14 protein-coding genes are annotated in these 16,162 nt (G+C 69.6%); 6 read left to right on the top strand and 8 right to left on the bottom strand.

Annotated elements, in window-relative coordinates; translation table 11 throughout:
• Positions 1 to 2: 2 nt before the first annotated feature.
• From iolD to DMC64_RS33185, 7 genes are all read right to left on the bottom strand, one after another.
• Entirely contained in the window at positions 3 to 1,847 is a 1,845-nt protein-coding gene (iolD, locus tag DMC64_RS33215) for a 3D-(3,5/4)-trihydroxycyclohexane-1,2-dione acylhydrolase (decyclizing) (protein ID WP_125736719.1), read from the bottom strand.
• Positions 1,844 to 2,734, bottom strand: a complete 891-nt coding sequence (gene iolB, locus DMC64_RS33210) for a 5-deoxy-glucuronate isomerase (RefSeq protein WP_125736718.1) — start codon at positions 2,732 to 2,734, stop codon at positions 1,844 to 1,846. Before iolB ends, iolD begins: the two co-directional genes overlap by 4 nt.
• Positions 2,731 to 3,663, bottom strand: coding sequence for a 5-dehydro-2-deoxygluconokinase (gene iolC / locus DMC64_RS33205; protein ID WP_125736717.1), 933 nt, complete (start codon positions 3,661 to 3,663; stop codon positions 2,731 to 2,733). The genes iolB and iolC overlap by 4 nt, the downstream gene beginning before the upstream one ends.
• Entirely contained in the window at positions 3,660 to 4,445 is a 786-nt protein-coding gene (locus DMC64_RS33200; RefSeq protein WP_125736716.1) for an ATP-binding cassette domain-containing protein, read from the bottom strand. The genes iolC and DMC64_RS33200 overlap by 4 nt, the downstream gene beginning before the upstream one ends.
• The gene (locus DMC64_RS33195) at positions 4,442 to 5,476 is read right to left on the bottom strand and encodes an ABC transporter permease (protein ID WP_037342222.1); all 1,035 of its coding nucleotides are present in this window, start codon (positions 5,474 to 5,476) and stop codon (positions 4,442 to 4,444) included. Before DMC64_RS33195 ends, DMC64_RS33200 begins: the two co-directional genes overlap by 4 nt.
• Entirely contained in the window at positions 5,473 to 6,501 is a 1,029-nt protein-coding gene (locus tag DMC64_RS33190; protein WP_233629898.1) for a sugar ABC transporter substrate-binding protein, read from the bottom strand. Before DMC64_RS33190 ends, DMC64_RS33195 begins: the two co-directional genes overlap by 4 nt.
• A gap of 153 nt (positions 6,502 to 6,654) precedes the next feature.
• The gene (locus DMC64_RS33185) at positions 6,655 to 7,554 is read right to left on the bottom strand and encodes a sugar phosphate isomerase/epimerase (RefSeq protein WP_125736715.1); all 900 of its coding nucleotides are present in this window, start codon (positions 7,552 to 7,554) and stop codon (positions 6,655 to 6,657) included.
• A gap of 102 nt (positions 7,555 to 7,656) precedes the next feature.
• On the opposite strand from DMC64_RS33185, the gene DMC64_RS33180 reads away from it, so the two are divergent.
• The 3 genes from DMC64_RS33180 to DMC64_RS33170 all read left to right on the top strand — a co-directional run bounded on the left by DMC64_RS33180 (position 7,657) and on the right by DMC64_RS33170 (position 10,703).
• Complete coding sequence (locus DMC64_RS33180; protein WP_037342226.1) at positions 7,657 to 8,661, top strand: LacI family DNA-binding transcriptional regulator; 1,005 nt, start codon at positions 7,657 to 7,659, stop codon at positions 8,659 to 8,661.
• Between the two features lie 4 nt (positions 8,662 to 8,665).
• Positions 8,666 to 9,667, top strand: coding sequence for a Gfo/Idh/MocA family oxidoreductase (locus tag DMC64_RS33175; RefSeq protein WP_125736714.1), 1,002 nt, complete (start codon positions 8,666 to 8,668; stop codon positions 9,665 to 9,667).
• Between the two features lie 592 nt (positions 9,668 to 10,259).
• Positions 10,260 to 10,703: a hypothetical protein gene (locus DMC64_RS33170; protein ID WP_125736713.1), complete on the top strand. Its 444-nt coding sequence runs from the start codon at positions 10,260 to 10,262 to the stop codon at positions 10,701 to 10,703.
• Here the strand turns inward: DMC64_RS33170 and DMC64_RS33165 are convergent.
• Positions 10,700 to 13,678: a BTAD domain-containing putative transcriptional regulator gene (locus tag DMC64_RS33165; RefSeq protein ID WP_125736712.1), complete on the bottom strand. Its 2,979-nt coding sequence runs from the start codon at positions 13,676 to 13,678 to the stop codon at positions 10,700 to 10,702. The genes DMC64_RS33170 and DMC64_RS33165 overlap by 4 nt on opposite strands.
• A 416-nt stretch (positions 13,679 to 14,094) precedes the next feature.
• On the opposite strand from DMC64_RS33165, the gene DMC64_RS33160 reads away from it, so the two are divergent.
• From DMC64_RS33160 to DMC64_RS33150, 3 genes are read left to right on the top strand one after another with little or no spacing between them, the layout of a single operon-like run.
• The gene (locus DMC64_RS33160) at positions 14,095 to 14,490 is read left to right on the top strand and encodes a GntR family transcriptional regulator (RefSeq protein ID WP_016336295.1); all 396 of its coding nucleotides are present in this window, start codon (positions 14,095 to 14,097) and stop codon (positions 14,488 to 14,490) included.
• Positions 14,487 to 15,350, top strand: a complete 864-nt coding sequence (locus DMC64_RS33155; protein WP_037342231.1) for an ABC transporter ATP-binding protein — start codon at positions 14,487 to 14,489, stop codon at positions 15,348 to 15,350. The genes DMC64_RS33160 and DMC64_RS33155 overlap by 4 nt, the downstream gene beginning before the upstream one ends.
• A 9-nt stretch (positions 15,351 to 15,359) precedes the next feature.
• A complete protein-coding gene (locus DMC64_RS33150) occupies positions 15,360 to 16,148 on the top strand; it encodes an ABC transporter permease (protein WP_125736711.1) in 789 nt (262 codons plus the stop codon).
• Positions 16,149 to 16,162 lie beyond the last annotated feature (14 nt).

The following is a 16,162-nucleotide window of genomic DNA, read 5'->3' as shown; positions in this document are numbered from 1 at the left end:
CTCTAAATGCGGTCGGACAGGTACCGGACCTGGGCGGCCTTCCCGCGCTCGATTCCCTCCCTTCCCGAGAGGTGTTCCGGAACGCCGACCTCCCACCAGGCGCCGGCCTCGGTCCATGAGTCCGGCCGGGTCCGCACCACGACCACCGACGGTCGCTTGTCGGCCACCGCGGCTTCCCGCGCCTTCGCGTAGGCCGCGCGCACGTCGTCCACAGTGGACGCCGGGAACACCGCGCACCCCAGCGACTCCGCGTGCCGCGCGAAGTCGACCCGAGGGGGAGTGGTGTGCGCGCTCCGGCAGTCGCCGAGGAGGTTGTTGAACGGTTTGCCGCCCTGCCCCTCCTGCAGCCGCGCGATGACCGCGTAACCGTCGTTGTCGCAGACCACCGCCACGAAAGGATGCCCGGCGAAGGCGGCCGAGAACAGTTCCGAGTTCAGCATCAGGTACGAACCATCGCCGAGCATCGTGGTGACCAGGCCGTCGGTGTGCGCCATCGCCGCACCCCAGGCGCCCGCGAGCTCGTAACCCATACAGGAGAACCCGTACTCGACGTCCATGCTGATCGAGCCCGATCCGCGCCAGCCGCCGATGAGCTCGCCCGGCATCCCGCCGGAAGCGGTCATCACGTAGTCGTGCGGCTCGGAGAGATCGTTGACCGCGCCGACGACCTGGGCATACGTCGGCACTTCGCCGGAAACGGCGCGCAGATTGTCGATATGCGTGTCCCAGCGGCCTCGCTCCGCGGCGGCCCGCTCTGTCCACGGTGGATCGACGCGCCAGTTTTCGAGCTGGGCCGACAGATCCACGAGACCCGCGTCGGCGTCGCCCACGACGGCCAGCGCGCCGTGTTTGACCGCGTCGAACCGGGCGGCGTTCAAGGTGATCAGCCGGACATCCGGGGAGAACACCGTCCAGGACGCCGTGGTGAAGTCCTGCAACCGTGTGCCGACGGCCAGCACGACGTCGGCCTCCGCGGCCAGCACGTTCGCCGAGGTCGAGCCCGTGACGCCGAGCGGACCGGCGTGCAGGGGATGGCCGTGCGGGACGAGCGTGCGTCCCGCCGTGGTTTCGGTGACCGGGATACCGTGCCGCCCGGCGAAGGCCAGCGCACGCTCACCCGCGCCGGAGTACCGGACACCGCCGCCGAGTACCAGCAACGGTTTCCGCGCGGCCCGCAGCACGCCCGCCGCTTCGGTGAGCGCCCGGCGATCCGGCCGCGGCCGCTGCGGGCGATGGGTCACCGGCGCGAACAACGCTTCCGGGAAGTCGTAGGTCTCGGCCTGGACGTCCTGGGGGAGTGCCAGCGTCACCGGCCCCGCGTCCGCCGGATCGGTCAGCACCCTGGCGACCTGTGGCAACGTCGAGAGCAGCTGCTCCGGCCGGGTGATCCGGTCGAAGTACCGGCTCACCGCGCGGAAGGCGTCGTTGACCGTGGCCGTCGGATCGCCGAAATGTTCCACCTGCTGGAGCACGGGATCCGGGGCGCGGCTGGTGAAGGTGTCGCCGGGGAGCAGCAGGACCGGCAGCCGGTTCGCGTGCGCGACCCCGGCCGCGGTGACCATGTTCAGCGCGCCGGGCCCGATCGACGACGTCACCACGCCCACCTGGCGCCGATGCGTCGCCTTGGCGTAGCCGACCGCCGCGAGCGCCATGCCCTGCTCGGTCTGCCCGCGCCATACGGGGAGCTCGTCACGGTGCTCTTCCAGCGCGGTGCCGAGACCGAGGACGTTGCCGTGCCCGAAGATCGCGAACACGCCGGGGAACAACGGGACTTCCCGCCCGTCCAGGGTTTCCGACCGCTGCGCGAGCAGCCAGCGCACCAGGGCCTGTGCCGTGGTCAGCTTCATGAGACCCGCCCTTCGTGGCTCGTGACCGGGCAGCGCGGGTCGAGCTCCTGGTCGTTCCAGGTGTCGCGGACCCAGCCGTGCGCGGGGTCGTCACAGAACGCCATCGACCGCTCGTCGGCGGGCCCGGCCAGGACGTTCAGGTAGTACATCGGGTAGCCCGGCGCGGCGACGCAAGGACCGTGATAGCCGCGCGGGATCAGGAAGACGTCCCCGTCCCGGACCGCGACGTCCTCGTCCAGCTCACCGTCGGCGGTGTACGTCCGGTGCAGGCCGAACCCTTCGCGGGAAGGGGTCACCCCGTCGCGGCCGGCGATGCGGAAGTAGTAGATCTCCTCGTTGACGACCTCGCATTCGGACACCTCGTCGTGCTTGTGCGGCGGGTACGACGACCAGTTTCCGCCCGGCGTGATCAGCTCGCACGCGTTCAGCTTGTCCGCGTGGTCCCAGACACCCGGCACACCGAAGTTGGTGACCTGCCTGGTCGCCTGGCCCGCTCCGCGTACCTCCACCGGTACGTTTTCGGCCGGTCCGTAGCGCGCTTCGAGACGGCGGCCGCAGCGGGCCATCGGCAGCGCGACCTCGATCCCCGCCGCTGTCGACAACTCGACTTCGGCGTCGCGCGGAACATAGGCGAAATCCGTGACGCGGGTGAACACCGAATCCCGCCCCGCCAGCTCGAAGACCTGCCCGTCGACCCGGACCGTGCACGCTCCCGCCAGCGGCAGGACGAACGCTTCGTATTCGCCGGTGCGCACCAGCCGGGTCTCGCCGGCGGCCAGCGAGAGCACCCGCAGCCCGCTGTAGGTCCAGCCCGCCGAGTCCGGGGTGAGCCGGACCGGATCCCGCTCGTCCGAAAGCGTCCCGAGTGGACGGTGCAGCTTGCTCACAGCAACTCCTCGATCTCGTCGGCGGTGGGCATGGCGTCGGCGCAGGCGAGCCGGGAGGCGACGAGCGCGCCCGCCGCGTTGGCGTAGGTGGCGATGCGCACCGGATCCCAGCCGGAGAGCAGACCGTGGATCAGCGCGCCGCCGAAACCGTCCCCGGCGCCGAGCCCGCAGACGACCTCGACCCGCTGGGGCGGCACGGTCCAGCGGCCTTCGGCGGTCGCCACCAGCACGCCCTCCGCGCCCTTCTTGATCACCGCCAGTTCGACGCCCCTGGCCAGCATCCGGGACGCGGCCTCGTCGGGATCCGCCGTGCCGACGGCGACCTCCGCCTCGGCGCGGTTGCCGACCGCGACCGTGACGTGGTCGAGCATCCAGCCGATCTCCGCGCGTGCCGTCCCGGTGTCCGGCCAGAACATCGGCCGGAAGTCGAGGTCCAGCACGGTATGCGACCGGCGTCCGCGCCGCTCGAGCATCCGGCGCTGGGTGGAGCGCGCCGGTTCGACCGAGACACCGGTCCCGGTGACCCACAGCAGGGGAACGGATTCCACGACGTCCCAGGGCACATCGTGTTCGCCGATGGTCAGATCCGGGGCGATCGGCGACCGGTAGAACAGCAACGGCGGATCCGCCGGTGGGTCCAGCGAGCAGAACACCACCGGCGTCTGCAACCCGTCCGACGTCCCGACGTGCTCGGGGGAGACGCCGAACTCCCGCAGCGCCTGCCGCACGTACTCGCCGAAGCCGTCCGGGCCGACCTTCGTCAGCACCGACGTCGAGCGGCCGAGCCGCGCGGCGGCGACCGCGACGTTGGTCGCGGTGCCGCCGAGCGATTTGGCGAAGGTGCTGACCCCGGCCAACGGCACGCCGCTCTGCTCGGGGTAGAGGTCCACCCCGACCCGGCCGACGGTCAGTGCTTCGAGAACGGTCATGAAGAGGACTCCGCGGCTCGCAATTCGTGTTCGAGGGCTTCCAGTTCCGCGCCGCCCGCCATCTGCCTGGTCAGTTCGGCCAGGTCGATCTCGGACTTCTCGTAGGCGCCGAGTGACGCGCCTCGTTTGAGCAGCAGGAAACGATCGGCCACCGGATACGCGTGATGCGGGTTGTGCGTGATCAGCACGACGCCGAGCCCGCGGTCACGGGCCTGCGCGACGTACTTGAGCACGACCCCCGCCTGTTTGACGCCCAGCGCGGCCGTCGGCTCGTCGAGGATCAGCACCTTCGCGCCGAAGTACACGGCCCGCGCGATGGCGACGCACTGCCGCTCGCCACCGGAGAGCGTGCCGACCGGCTGCTCGACGTCGCGCAGGTCGATGCCCATGTCGGACAACGCCTTCTTGGTCGTCTCGCGGCCCTTCTTCCGGTCCAGCGCGCGGAACGGGCCGAAACCCACCGTCGGCTCCGAGCCGAGGAAGAAGTTCCGCCACACGCTCATCAGCGGGACGACCGCGAGATCCTGGTACACCGTCGCGATCCCGCGATCGAGCGCTTCACGCGGCGAGGCGAACTTGACCGGCTCGCCCTCGACCAGGAACTCGCCCCGGTCGTGCTGATGGACTCCGGCCAGGATCTTGATCAACGTGGACTTCCCGGCGCCGTTGTCGCCGAGCACGCAGGTGACCTCGCCCGCGTTGACCACGGTGGAGACGTCGCGCAGCGCGATCACGCTGCCGTAGGTCTTGCCGACGTCCTTCACCTCGAGGAGACGACTCATCGCCGGACCCTTTCCGCTCGCCGCCGGAAGGCGTTGTTGACCAGGACCGCGGACAGCAGCATCACCCCGAGGAACAGCATGAACCAGTCGCTGTCCCAGCGGGCGAACACGATTCCCTGCCGCGCCATACCGAAGATCAGCGCGCCGATCGCGGCGCCGATCGCCGAACCGAACCCGCCGGTCAGCAGGCAGCCGCCGATCACGGCCGCGATGATGTACTGGAACTCCAGCCCGATGCCCTGGTTCGCCTGGACACTCGCGAACCGCAGGATGTTGATCGAGCCGACCAGCCACGCGGCGAGCGCGGTGGTCATGAACAGCAGGATCTTGGTGCGCACCACTGGCACCCCGACCGCGCGCGAACTCTGCGCGGAGCCGCCGACGGCGAAGATCCAGTTGCCGAAGCGGGTCCTCACCAGCAGCCAGGCCGCCAGCACGGCGAACCCGATCCACCAGAGGATCGAGATCTGGAACGCCGTACCGCCGATGTCCACAGTGGACGCGAAGACGAAGCCGGCGGACTCGTAGCCGTCGGTGGAGCGCATCCCGGACACCTGGACGGTGCCGGTGACCAGCCGGGTGACGCCGAGGTTGAGACCTTGCAGGGCCAGGAAGGTGCCCAGGGTGACGATGAAGCTGGGCAACCCGGTACGCATCACCAGCCAGCCGTTGAACGCGCCGACCGCGAGGGCGAAGACCAGCGACGCGAACAGCGCGAGCCAGACGTTCCAGCCGGCCTGCGTCGCCAGTGTCGCGGTGACGAGCGCGGTGGACGCCGTCATGACCCCGGCGGAGAGGTCGAACTCGCCGCCGATCATCAGCAGGGACACCGCGACCGCCATGATGCCGAGCGTCGAGGCGTCGTCCAGCCAGGTCGCCACGCCGCTGCCGCTGAAGAACTGGTCGGTGACGACGGTGAAGAACAGGAAGACGACCACGGCGCCGAGCAGCGCGCCGATCTCGGGCCGGACGACCAGCCGGTCCATCAGCCGCGGTTTCGCGATCCGTTCGTCGAGGGTGGTGGTTGTCATCGCGTGCCCCTTTGCACGTACTGGCCGACGGTGTCCACAGTGGATTTGTCGACCAGGTCGGGCCCGGTGAGCACCGGCTTCCCGCCGCCGACGACGTTCGCGTTGTCCCGGTAGAGCTTGAGGAACTGCACCGGCAGATAGCCCTGCTCGTACTGCTGCTGATCGACCGCGAAGACCACGTCGCCCGCCTTGATCGCGCCGACCACGTCGGTGTTGAGGTCGAACGTACCGACCTGGGCCTTCGAACCGACCGCCTTGATCGCGCTCACCGCACGGGCGGCGACCTGCGAGTTCAGCGTCAGGACGGCGTCGAGGGAGGAGTCGGTCTGCACCGCGCCCCTGATCCGGGACTCGGCGTCGGTGGGGTTGCTGATGTCGACCTGCAGGGTCTGCACGTCGCCCGCGAAGCCGGTCTTGGCGCCGTCGCAGCGTTGCGCCTGCCCGACGTTGCCCGCTTCGTGGACCACGCAGAGCAGCTTCTTCTTGCCGAGCTCCCGGAACTTCTTCCCCGCCTCTTCACCCGCGATGGTCTCGTTCTGCCCGACATGGGTGAGCGCGCCGTACGCCGCGCTCTTGTCCTCACCGGAGTTGATGGTGATGACCGGGATCCCGGCGCGGACCGCGTTCTCGATCGAGGTTTTGAGCGCCTCCGGGTTCGCCATCGACACCACGAGCCCGCCGACCCGCTGGGCGACCGCGTTGTCGATCAGCTTGGCCTGGTTGCCGGGGTCTCCGTCCGAGTTGTACTCGACCTGGACGTCGAGCTGCCTGCCCGCCTCTTCGGCGCCGTTCTTGACCACGTTCCAGAACGCGTCACCGGCCGTGCCGTGCGAGATGACCGCCACCCGCAGCGGCCCGCTGGGCTGGGTCGTCGCCGGGCCCGCGCCGGCGGCGGGTTTCTCCTCGGCCTTCGGCCCGGTGCACGCGGACAGGAGCAGCAGCCCCGCCACGACCACCAAAACCTTCTTCAGTGTCGTCTTGGGAACCCGCGACCGGAATCGAGTCGCCAGGGCGCTCCTTGGCATCGCTCCTCGCCGTGCGAGGGATGGCGCCCTGCCGCCACGATTTCGGGGCCTGGCGGCCATGGCGGGTTCCCGCTTGGGGTTCGTTCCGCAAGCACCGCTGCTCCGCCATTTCCTCAAGCGATGGGACATCGTCGTCTCTCCTCGCTTCTTCCGTTACCTGGCAGCCGTGAGCCGGCTGACGATTCCGTCGAGATGCGCCAGGCTCCTGGCGACGTCCCGCTTCGGCAGATCCTCCGGGCTCCCCTCGCTCAGCGCGGTGTCCTGTTCGAGCACGTACCACCCGTCGTAGCCCACCTCGTGGACGGACCTGACCATCGTTTCGATGTCGACGTCCCCGTCGCCCAGGGGGACATACAGACCTTTGCCCACCGCTTCGGCGTAGGGAAGCCTTCCGGCGCGGACCTCTTCGGCGAGTTCGCCGCGCACGTCCTTGAGGTGCAGGTGCCCGACCCGTCCGGGATGGCGTTTCGCCAGCGCGACCGGATCGGTCCCGCCGATCAGGAGGTGCCCGGTGTCCAGGCACAGCGGGAGATCGGAATCGGCGAGGAAACGCTCGACCTCCCGCTCTGTCTCCACATGCGTCCCCACATGCGGGTGCAGCACGGTGCGGAGGCCGTGCCGCGCGGCGATTTCCTTGATCTCGCCGGAGGTTTCGACGAGGGTCGCCCATTCGGCGTCGCTCAGCTCCGGCCGATCGTCGTAACCGTCGAGGCCGGTCGCGGCGGCGAGGACGAGCATGCCGCCACCGCAGGCGGCGAACAACGCGGCGGATTCTTCGGCCTCCGCCAGCGCGGCTTCGGGATTCTCGTGCAGGACGACGGCGAGGAAGCCGCCGACCAGTTCGAGCCGGTGACCGTTCAGTCGTTCGCGCAGCTCGGCCGGGTCTCGCGGCAGGTATCCGGGCGGGCCGAGTTCGGTGGCGCGCACTCCCAGCTCCGCCATTTCGCCCAGTACGGTCCCCGCGTCGAGCACGCGGCCCCAGCCGGGGACTTCGCAGACGCCCCAAGAGATCGGGGCGGCGGCGACGCGGATCCGGGGTGTCGTGACGGTCATCGGCGGCCTCCGGGGGATCGGGGTTAGAGCGCTCTATTGATTAGAGCGCTCTAATCATGTAGCGTCCGTCACAGTAAAGTCAAGGGCACGGAGAGGGTGGAAATGGCGCGACCGACGATGGAGGACGTCGCCGCGAAAGCGGGGGTTTCCCGTGCGCTCGTGTCGCTGGTGATGCGGAACGCGCCGAACGTCTCGGACGAGCGGCGCACGCGCGTGCTCTGCGCGGCGCACGAACTGGGTTATGAGCCGCACGCGATGGCCAGGTCGCTGGCGAGCCGGACGTCGACCGTCCTCGGCGTGATGGTCTCCGATCTCCGCAACGCGTTCTTCGCCGACGTCGTCGAGGGGCTCGACGCGGCGGCCGAAGCGGCCGGGTTCCATTTGATCCTCAACACCGGCGGCCGGAGTCCCGCGCGGGAGCGTGCCGCGCTGAAGAGCCTGCTGTCCTTCCGGCCCGCCGGGGTGATCCTGCTGTCGCCGGTGGTCCCCGCGTCGGCGATCGAGGAAGCGGCCGCGCAAAGTCCGGTCGTCCTGGTGTCACGGACATCGCGGGCGGCGGGTGTGGACACGGTGAACGACGACGGAGAGGCCGGTTCCGCCCTAGCCGTTGATCACTTGGTTTCCTTGGGGCATAAAAGGATCGCCCATCTGGACGGTGGGCTCGCCGCCGGTGCGGCTGCCCGGCGCCGGGGATATCTGCAGGCCATGCGCCGGCATCGGCTGCATCCGGTCATCGTGCGCAGCGAGCACACCGACACCGCGGGCGAGAAGGCCGTGCACGAACTGCTCGGCGATCCACCGGAAGGCGGAATGCCGACCGCGCTGGTGGCGGGCAACGACTTCAACGCCGTGGGTGCGATATCCGCGTTGGAAGAGGCGGGCTTGCGCGTGCCGGAAGACGTCTCCGTGGTCGGCTACGACAACACCTCGCTCGCCGCGCTGCGCCATCTGTCACTGACCACTGTGGACCAGCCGCGTACGGAGATGGGCAGGCTGGCCGTCGAAGCACTGCTCGAACGGATCCGGGGTGAACGCGCCGAACCGGTCCGCCATCTGCTGCACCCGTCGCTGGTGGTCCGATCGACCACCGCCGCTCCAGAAAGGTAACCACATGAGGTTGGGACTCGCCGGCACCGGCCGGATCGGCACTTCGCACGCCGAGACCTTGAAGAGCTTCGACGAGGTTTCGTCCGTGGTCGTCGCCGACGTCGACGCCGCCCGCGCCCAGGCCGCCGCGGCGAAACTCGGCGTCGAAGCGGCGGCGGACATCCCTTCGCTGTTCGCGTCCTCTTTGGACGGTCTGGTGATCGCCGCGGCGACGGACGCGCATCCGGAGCTGATCCTCAAGGCCGTGGACGCGGGGATCCCCGTGTTCTGCGAGAAACCGGTCGCCGCCGACATCCCGGGAACACTCGCGGTGATCGACAAGATCTCCGGTGCCGACGTCCCGGTGCAGATCGGTTTCCAGCGCCGGTTCGACGCGGGCTACGCGGCCGCACGCGCGGCGGTCGCTTCGGGTGACCTCGGCTGGCTGCACACCTTGCGCGCGACCACGCTCGACCCGGCACCCCCGCCCGCCGAGTACGTCGCGCACTCCGGTGGCCTGTTCCGCGACTGCGGCGTGCACGACTTCGACGTCGTCCGGTTCGTGAGCGGCCGCGAGGTCGTCGAGGTCTACGCCGTGGGAACGAACAAGGGCGAGCGCTTCTTCGTCGACGCCGGCGACGTCGACACCGCGGCCGCGACCCTGACGCTGGACGACGGAACGCTCGCGGTGGTCTCGCTGACGCGCTACAACGGCGCGGGCTACGACGTCCGGTTGGAAGTGCTCGGCTCGGCGGGCAACGTCGTCGTGGGCCTGGACGACCGAGCGCCGCTGACCTCGGTGGAACCCGGTGTCCAGCCGTTGCCCGGCCCGGCGTATCCCGGGTTCATGGAACGCTTCCGCCCCGCGTACGTCAGCGAGTTGAAGACGTTCCTCGACGTCGCCGCCGGTCGCGCGCCGAGCCCGTGCGGCGCCGCGGACGCGCTGGAGGCGTTCTACATCGCCGAAGCGTGCGAGGTCTCGCGCCACGAACGCCGCCCGGTGCGGGTTGAGGAGGTCCGCGTCTGAGGCACGCTCGCCGCCGCGAGTCGTCCGCCCAGACACGCGTGTCGTCCATCCAGTCACGCGAAACCGCCGGTTGCGCAGGTCCCTTCAACGGCCCGGAATCTTCACCAGGGTTTGGGCCGGTGCCTCTTGGAGTACAAAGGCCCCCTTCGTGGCGCCTAGCGCCAGGGTCCCGGCAAAGTCGCATAAGCGCTGGTCAAGCGGCGACCAGGGGGCTCGTCACGCTGATCCTTCCGCATCGCTCGACCGTCCACAGGGGACACCGCCAAGGTAGCCTTGTCCGGTTTGGGCGTTTTTCGGGGTGGTCGTGAGTGTTTTTGGTCGTTCTAACGACAATCGCCACTCACGACCCCACTCGGAAACCGTACAAATGAGAATTAAACGGACTTTTACTCGACCGTCGTCGTCCTTTGTGGACGGAAACAGGGTGAACGTCCTGTCATCCGAACCCGCGACAGCTTCCTGCCACCGGCCACCACCAAAGCGTCCCGATCGCTAGGGTGGTCGCGAACGACAGGGACGAACGCGCGGAGAGCGAGAGCGGATGCAGCCGAATCCACCGGGGCCCGGCTTTCCTCAGTACGGTCAGCCGCCGATGCCCAAACCGCGGGCCAACGCCCCGGCCGCGGTGATCGCCGGTGTCCTGGCGCTGCTCGCCGCCGCCATGCTCGTCTGGTTCGCGCTCTACAACATCTTCGTCGCCACGGAGGCGAACGGCGGCTTGTCGGGTGTCACGGTGCAGAACATGGTCAGCGGCGTCATCTCCGCGGTCTTCCTGGTGATCGCGGCGGTGTTCACGTTCGCCCGGCGGATTCCCGGCGCGTGGACCCTGTTCGGGCTCTGCGTGTTCTACGTGGTGGCCGTGTTCGTGGGGATGCCGCTCGTCTGGGGCACGCCCTTGAGCAGCCAGGTCAAGTGGCTCTTCAGCTTCGACGACGGCGACAGCACCGCGATGGCGCTGATGATCGTCTTCAGTGTCCTCGCGGCGGTCGCGGCGGCGATCGCCGGAAGCGTGAAGTCATCCGGGGCGAAAAGCTAAAGCTCGTCCAGGATCAGCTTCGCGCGTTCTTCGACGAGCCGGTAGCCGGAGCGCGCGGCGAGTTCGAGGGCCAGCTCACCGTGTGTCCGGGCTTCCGTGAGCTTTCCCAGTTCCAGCAGGGTTTCCGCGAGCCCGGTCCGTGCGGCGGCCTCACACCAGAAGAAACTGGTCGTCCGCGCGATGGACAACGCGAGCCGGTAGTGCTCGGCTGCTTCCTCGGGCAGGCCGAGCCGTAGGCAGACCTCACCGAGCCCGACCAGCGTCCAGGCCTCGGTGCCCCGGTCGCCGATCTTGCGGGTGAGTTCGACGGCTTCGAGCGCGTCCGTGCGGTTCTGCTCGCTCGGGTCGCGCCTGCTTTCGAGGACGGCCCTGCCGGACAGCGCGGTCGCCTCGCCGTAGGTGTAGCCCAGTTCGCGGTTGGCCGCGAGCGCGCGGGTGTAGAAGTCATAGGCGTCGTCGGGAAGGCCGAGGTCACGGTGCACGTTGCCGAGGTCGACCAGCAGCACCGCGACGCTGAACCGCGCGCCGTCCCGTTCGGAGACCGCCAGCGCGCGGGTGAAGTTGGCGAGCGCCTCGTCGAGCTGACCCGTCTGCCAATACGGGAAACCGAGGTTCGCCAGCGCCATCGAGACGGCGGGCATGTTCAGTTCTTCGCACAGCCGCAGGGATTCCAGTCCGCAGCGGATGGCCTCCTGCGGGTCGCCGAGCCGCTGGTGCACGGCGCTCAGGTTGTTGAGCACGGCCGCGCGGCCGGCGTCCCAGCCGTCGAGGAGGTCGCCGCGCAGAGCGCTGGTGAGGTGCTCGCGCGCTTCGTCGTAGCGGCCGCTGTTGACGCAGGCGAGCGCGATGCTCAGGTGCATCGCCGCTTGTGCCTGCCCGGCTTCGCTGCGGCGGGCGGCTTTGAGCGCCGTCGAGGCCGTGTCGATCCATTCCGCGTGATGACCGCGCTGATGGAAGAAAGCGCGGAGCGCGTCGGCGAGATGCCACGAGAACTCGGGCGGGCCGTGTTCGGCGCTGTGCTCGACGGCGGCGGCGAGGTTCGGCCACTCGGCGTCGAGCCACGCCAGCGCCTCTTCGGTGTCGGCGAAGGGTGCGTCCGCCGGTTCTTCACGCGGCAGCCGCAGGAAATGTGGGATGAGGGCGCGGCCCGCGGCGTCGGCCGTGGTCAGGTAGCTCTCGAAGAGCCGCCTTTCCGCGGCCTCCCGTTCGGCCTTCGTGTCCTCCGACAGGGTGCGGCCCGCCGCGAAACTGCGGAGAAGATCGTGGAACCGGTAGCGCCCCGGCGTGTAGCGCTCGACCAGGTGCGCCGCCGCGAGCGCCTTGAGCTGCTGGTTCGCCTTCGAATGCGGGACGCCGGTCAGCGCCTGGGCGGCGGGGGCGGTGAACGTCTGTCCGGGGACGAGCGCGAGACGGCGGAACAGCTCGCGATGCTCTTCGGGAAGCGCCCGGTAGGAAACGCCGAACGCCGTGGTCACGGCACTTTCCTCGGCGCCGTCGACGGTCAGTTCCGCCAGCGGGTCGCCGCCGGCCAGCTCACGGGCGAGTTCGGCGATCTCGGGTTCGCCGCTCGCGCCGAGGTTCGCCGCCGCGATCCGGAGGGCGAGTGGGAGATGCCCGCACAGCCGGGCCAGTTCCGCGGCCGCGCCCTCCTCGGCGGCGACGGTCTCGCTGCCGAGCACGGCCTCCAGCAGGTGCCGCGCGTCCTCGGCGGGCAGCACGGACAGCGGGAGCGCGCGGGCGCCGGTGCGGGCGATGAGGTCGCCGAGCCGTTGGCGGCTGGTGACCAGGACGGTGCCCGACGGCGGAAGCAGCGGCAGCACCTGCCCGCTGTCGCGCACGTTGTCCAGCACGAGGAGCACCCGCCGGTCGGCGAGGAGGGAACGGAGCAACGCGGCCCGCGTGTCGACGTCCGGCGGGATCGCCTTGGGCGAGGTGCCGAGCGCCTGCAGGAGCTGGGTGAGCGCGACGGCCGGGGTGAGCGGTTCGTGGTCGGGATCGAAACCGCGCAGGTCGAGATAGAGCTGGCCGTCGGGGAAAGCGTCGCGGACGTGGTGGGCCCACCGGACCGCGAGCGCGGTCTTGCCGACCCCGGCGGTCCCGCTGATGACCCAGATGTCGGTGCCCTCGCCCGCGTGCCGGGTCGCCTCGTCGAGCCGCTCCAGTTCGGCCGCGCGCCCGGCGAACCCGCGGACGTCGTGCGGCAGCTGGGCGGGGCGGACCGGCTCGGGCCTGGTCGCCGGTTCCAGCGCGGGATCGGCGCCGAGGATGGCGGTTTCCAGTCGCCGCAGCTCCGGGGACGGGTCGAGACCCAGCTCGGAGCCGAGCCGGTCCCGCAAGGCGCGGAAGGCTTCGAGGGCGTCGTCGGTGCGGCCTTCGCGGTGCAGGGCGAGCATGAGCTGCCCGACGAACCGCTGCCGCAGGGGATGCGCGGCGACCAGTTCGGTCAGCTCCGCGAGGACCTGCCTGCCGCGTCCGAGCCGCAGCTGCGCTTCGGCCCGGTCCTCCAGCGCCGTCCAGCGTGCCTCGTGCAGGCCGCCGCGGAGTCGTTGCGCGACCTCGCCGCTCACCACGTCGGACAACGCGTCGCCGCGCCACAGCCCGAGGGCCTCGTCCAGGAGTTCCACGGCCGTCTCGTCGTCGGCGTCGCGGGCTTGCGCCGTCAGCTCGGTGAAGCGGTGCAGGTCGACCTGGCGCGCGTCGACCTTGAGCAGGTATCGGGTCCCCTCGGAGACGATCTCCGGCCCGCCCGCGCCGCGGAACACCGCCCGCAGCCTGGATACCAGCGCTTGCACGGTGTTCCGCGCACTGGCGGGCGGTTCTTCGGGCCAGAGCAGGTCGATGATCCGGTCGCGCGGCACCGGCTTGCCCGCTTCCAGCAGCAGGACCGCCAGCACGAGCCGTTGTTTGGGCGAGCCGAGATCGACCGGAACGCCACCGGCCCACGCCTCGACGGCGCCGAGGACGCGGAACTCCACCCGGCCACCTCCGCTCACCCTCGTCAGAGCCTGCAAGCGTAGTGCAAGCGCCCTGCATCCGGACGGCGTGATCCTTGCCAGGTGTCCACCGAGGACCCGTCGCCGGAACCGTGCCCAACCAACCAGACGGGCAGGACCCCCCATTCGGTTCCGGTACGACGGTGGGCACCTTCAACTTGCACAGGCACCGCCATCTGACGGCGGTGGGGGTTGGGGGTAGTGCCAGCTCGACGTCTTCCCCCGTGTCGTCGAACTGGCGCTTCTTCTTGACTGGGGCTGGGGTTTTCCGTGAAGGCCCCCTTGAGGGATCCAGAGTCCCTCAAGGGGGCCTTCACGTCTTTTCCAGGTGATCACTTGACAGGCGCCGACTTCTACCTGCACCCTTTCACTACTTAATTAGTGAAAGGGTGTTGCCAGTGGTCACCTTCCACCTGGACAAGGGCTCGGGCGTCGCGACGTACGTCCAGCTCGTCCAGCAGGTCAAGAACGCCCTGCGGCTGGGGTTGCTGGAGCCGGGGGACCGGCTGCCGACGGCGAAGGAGGTGGTCGCCGAGCTGGCGATCAACCCCAACACCGTCCTCAAGGCCTATCGCGAACTGGAGCGCGAAGGGCTTGTCGAAGGGAAGCCGGGCCTCGGCACCTTCGTTCAGAAGACGCTCGGAGGTGCTTCGTTCGCGGAGCGCACGCGGTTGCGGAAAAGCCTGGGGGCTTGGGTCCGCGACGCGCGGGAATCGGGACTGGATCAGGAAGACGTCGAGGCACTGTTCACCTCCGTGGTGGTCGACGGCTTTCGAGGGGAGCGGACCGCGTGACTGAGAAACCCGTCCTCGAGGCGACCGGCCTCGCCAAGCGCTATCGCCGCAAGTGGGCTTTGCGCGACTGCTCCCTCTCCGTCCCGAAAGGACGGGTCGTCGCACTGGTCGGGCCCAACGGCGCCGGCAAGACGACCTTCCTCCACCTGGCCGTCGGGCTGCTCGACGCGACCCTCGGCTCGGTCTCGATCCAGGGAACCGCCGCCTTCCTCGCGCAGGACAAGCCGTTGTACCCGGGCTTCAGCATCGCGGAGATGCTCAAGTTCGGCAGGCGCCTCAACCCCGGCTGGGACGACGAGTTCGCGCTCAAGCGCATCGATTCGCTCGGACTCGCCTTGAATCACAAGGTCGGCAAGCTGTCCGGCGGGCAGCGCGCGCAGGTCGCGCTCACCCTCGCGCTCGCGAAACGCCCGGACCTGCTGGTACTCGACGAGCCGCTCGCGAACCTCGATCCGCTGGCCCGTCACGAGGTCATGCGCGGGCTGATGGAGGCGGTCGCCGAAACCGGCATGACCGTGCTGCTGTCGTCCCACGTCGTCTCCGACCTGGAGAACACGTGTGACTGGCTGATCGTCCTCAACGGCGGCCGCGTCCAGGTCAGCGGCGACATCGACGAACTCGTCGCCGGGCACCGCACGCTCACCGGACCGGTGGAGGAGGCCGACGCGCTGGCCAAGCGGGTCACGGTGGTCGACGAAGCCCGCGCGGGGAGGCAGGCGACCGTGTTCGCCCGCACCGAACCGGTTCCGCTCGGTCCACAGTGGAGCGAGCGGCCGGCGAACCTCGAAGAACTGGTGCTCGCGTACCTGCGGCGACCCGAATCCGCGAGCCTGCCTCGCCCGACACTGGCTTCGGCGTAAGGGGGAACGATGTTCTGGCTCACCTACCGCCAGCACCGGATGCAGCTGCTGATCACGGCGGGGCTGCTCGTCGCCGTCGGGATCCTGTTGCTGGTCAACGGGAACGCCGCCGCGGACAGCCCGGATCCGGCGAAGCTGTTCAAGGATCTGTACACCTATCTCTCCTGGCTCCAGGTAGTCCCGGTGGCGATCGGTGTCTTCTGGGGTGCCCCGCTGGTCGCGGCCGAATACGAACGCGGTACGACGAAACTCGCCTGGACCCAGTCGATCTCGCGGTTCCGCTGGCTCGGCGTGAAGCTGGGGTTCCTCGCCGTCCTCGCCACCCTCGGCGGGCTCGCGTTCGGCGCGATGATGCAGCGCTGGGTGGAGGCCTTCCCCACCGATCGCGGCGACATCGCCTTCACCAGCCGCTTCGACAACCCGGTCCTGTTCACGATGACCGGCGTCGCGCCAGGCGCGTGGTGGCTCTTCGGGTTCGTGCTCGGCACCGCCGCGGGCGCGCTCATCCGCAAGACCCTGCCCGCCATCGCCGTCACCATCGCGGTGGCCGTCGGCCTGATGATCGGGCTGAGCAACGTCCGTGACGGCTACGCGGAACCCGAACTCGTCCCGCTCGGCAAGGAGCCCGTCGGCCGGGTCGTGGAGATGATCAGGGACGCCGCCGGGGAGATCACCGCGCTCAAGGTCCTGCCGCAGGACTGGTACTGGCGTTTCCAGTGGACCGAAGCCGCGATCCTGACGGGGTTCTCGCTGCTGCTCGCCGTCGCCGCGACCTTCGCCGTCCGTCGCCGCTCCTAGAAAGGCACCTCTCG

The sequence above is a fragment of the Amycolatopsis sp. WAC 04197 genome, assembly GCF_003947475.1.
GTDB classification, from domain to species: Bacteria; Actinomycetota; Actinomycetes; order Mycobacteriales; family Pseudonocardiaceae; genus Amycolatopsis; species Amycolatopsis japonica.
The sequence above is the reverse complement of the archived record's forward strand: the minus strand, read 5'-3'. Positions and strand labels throughout refer to the sequence as shown.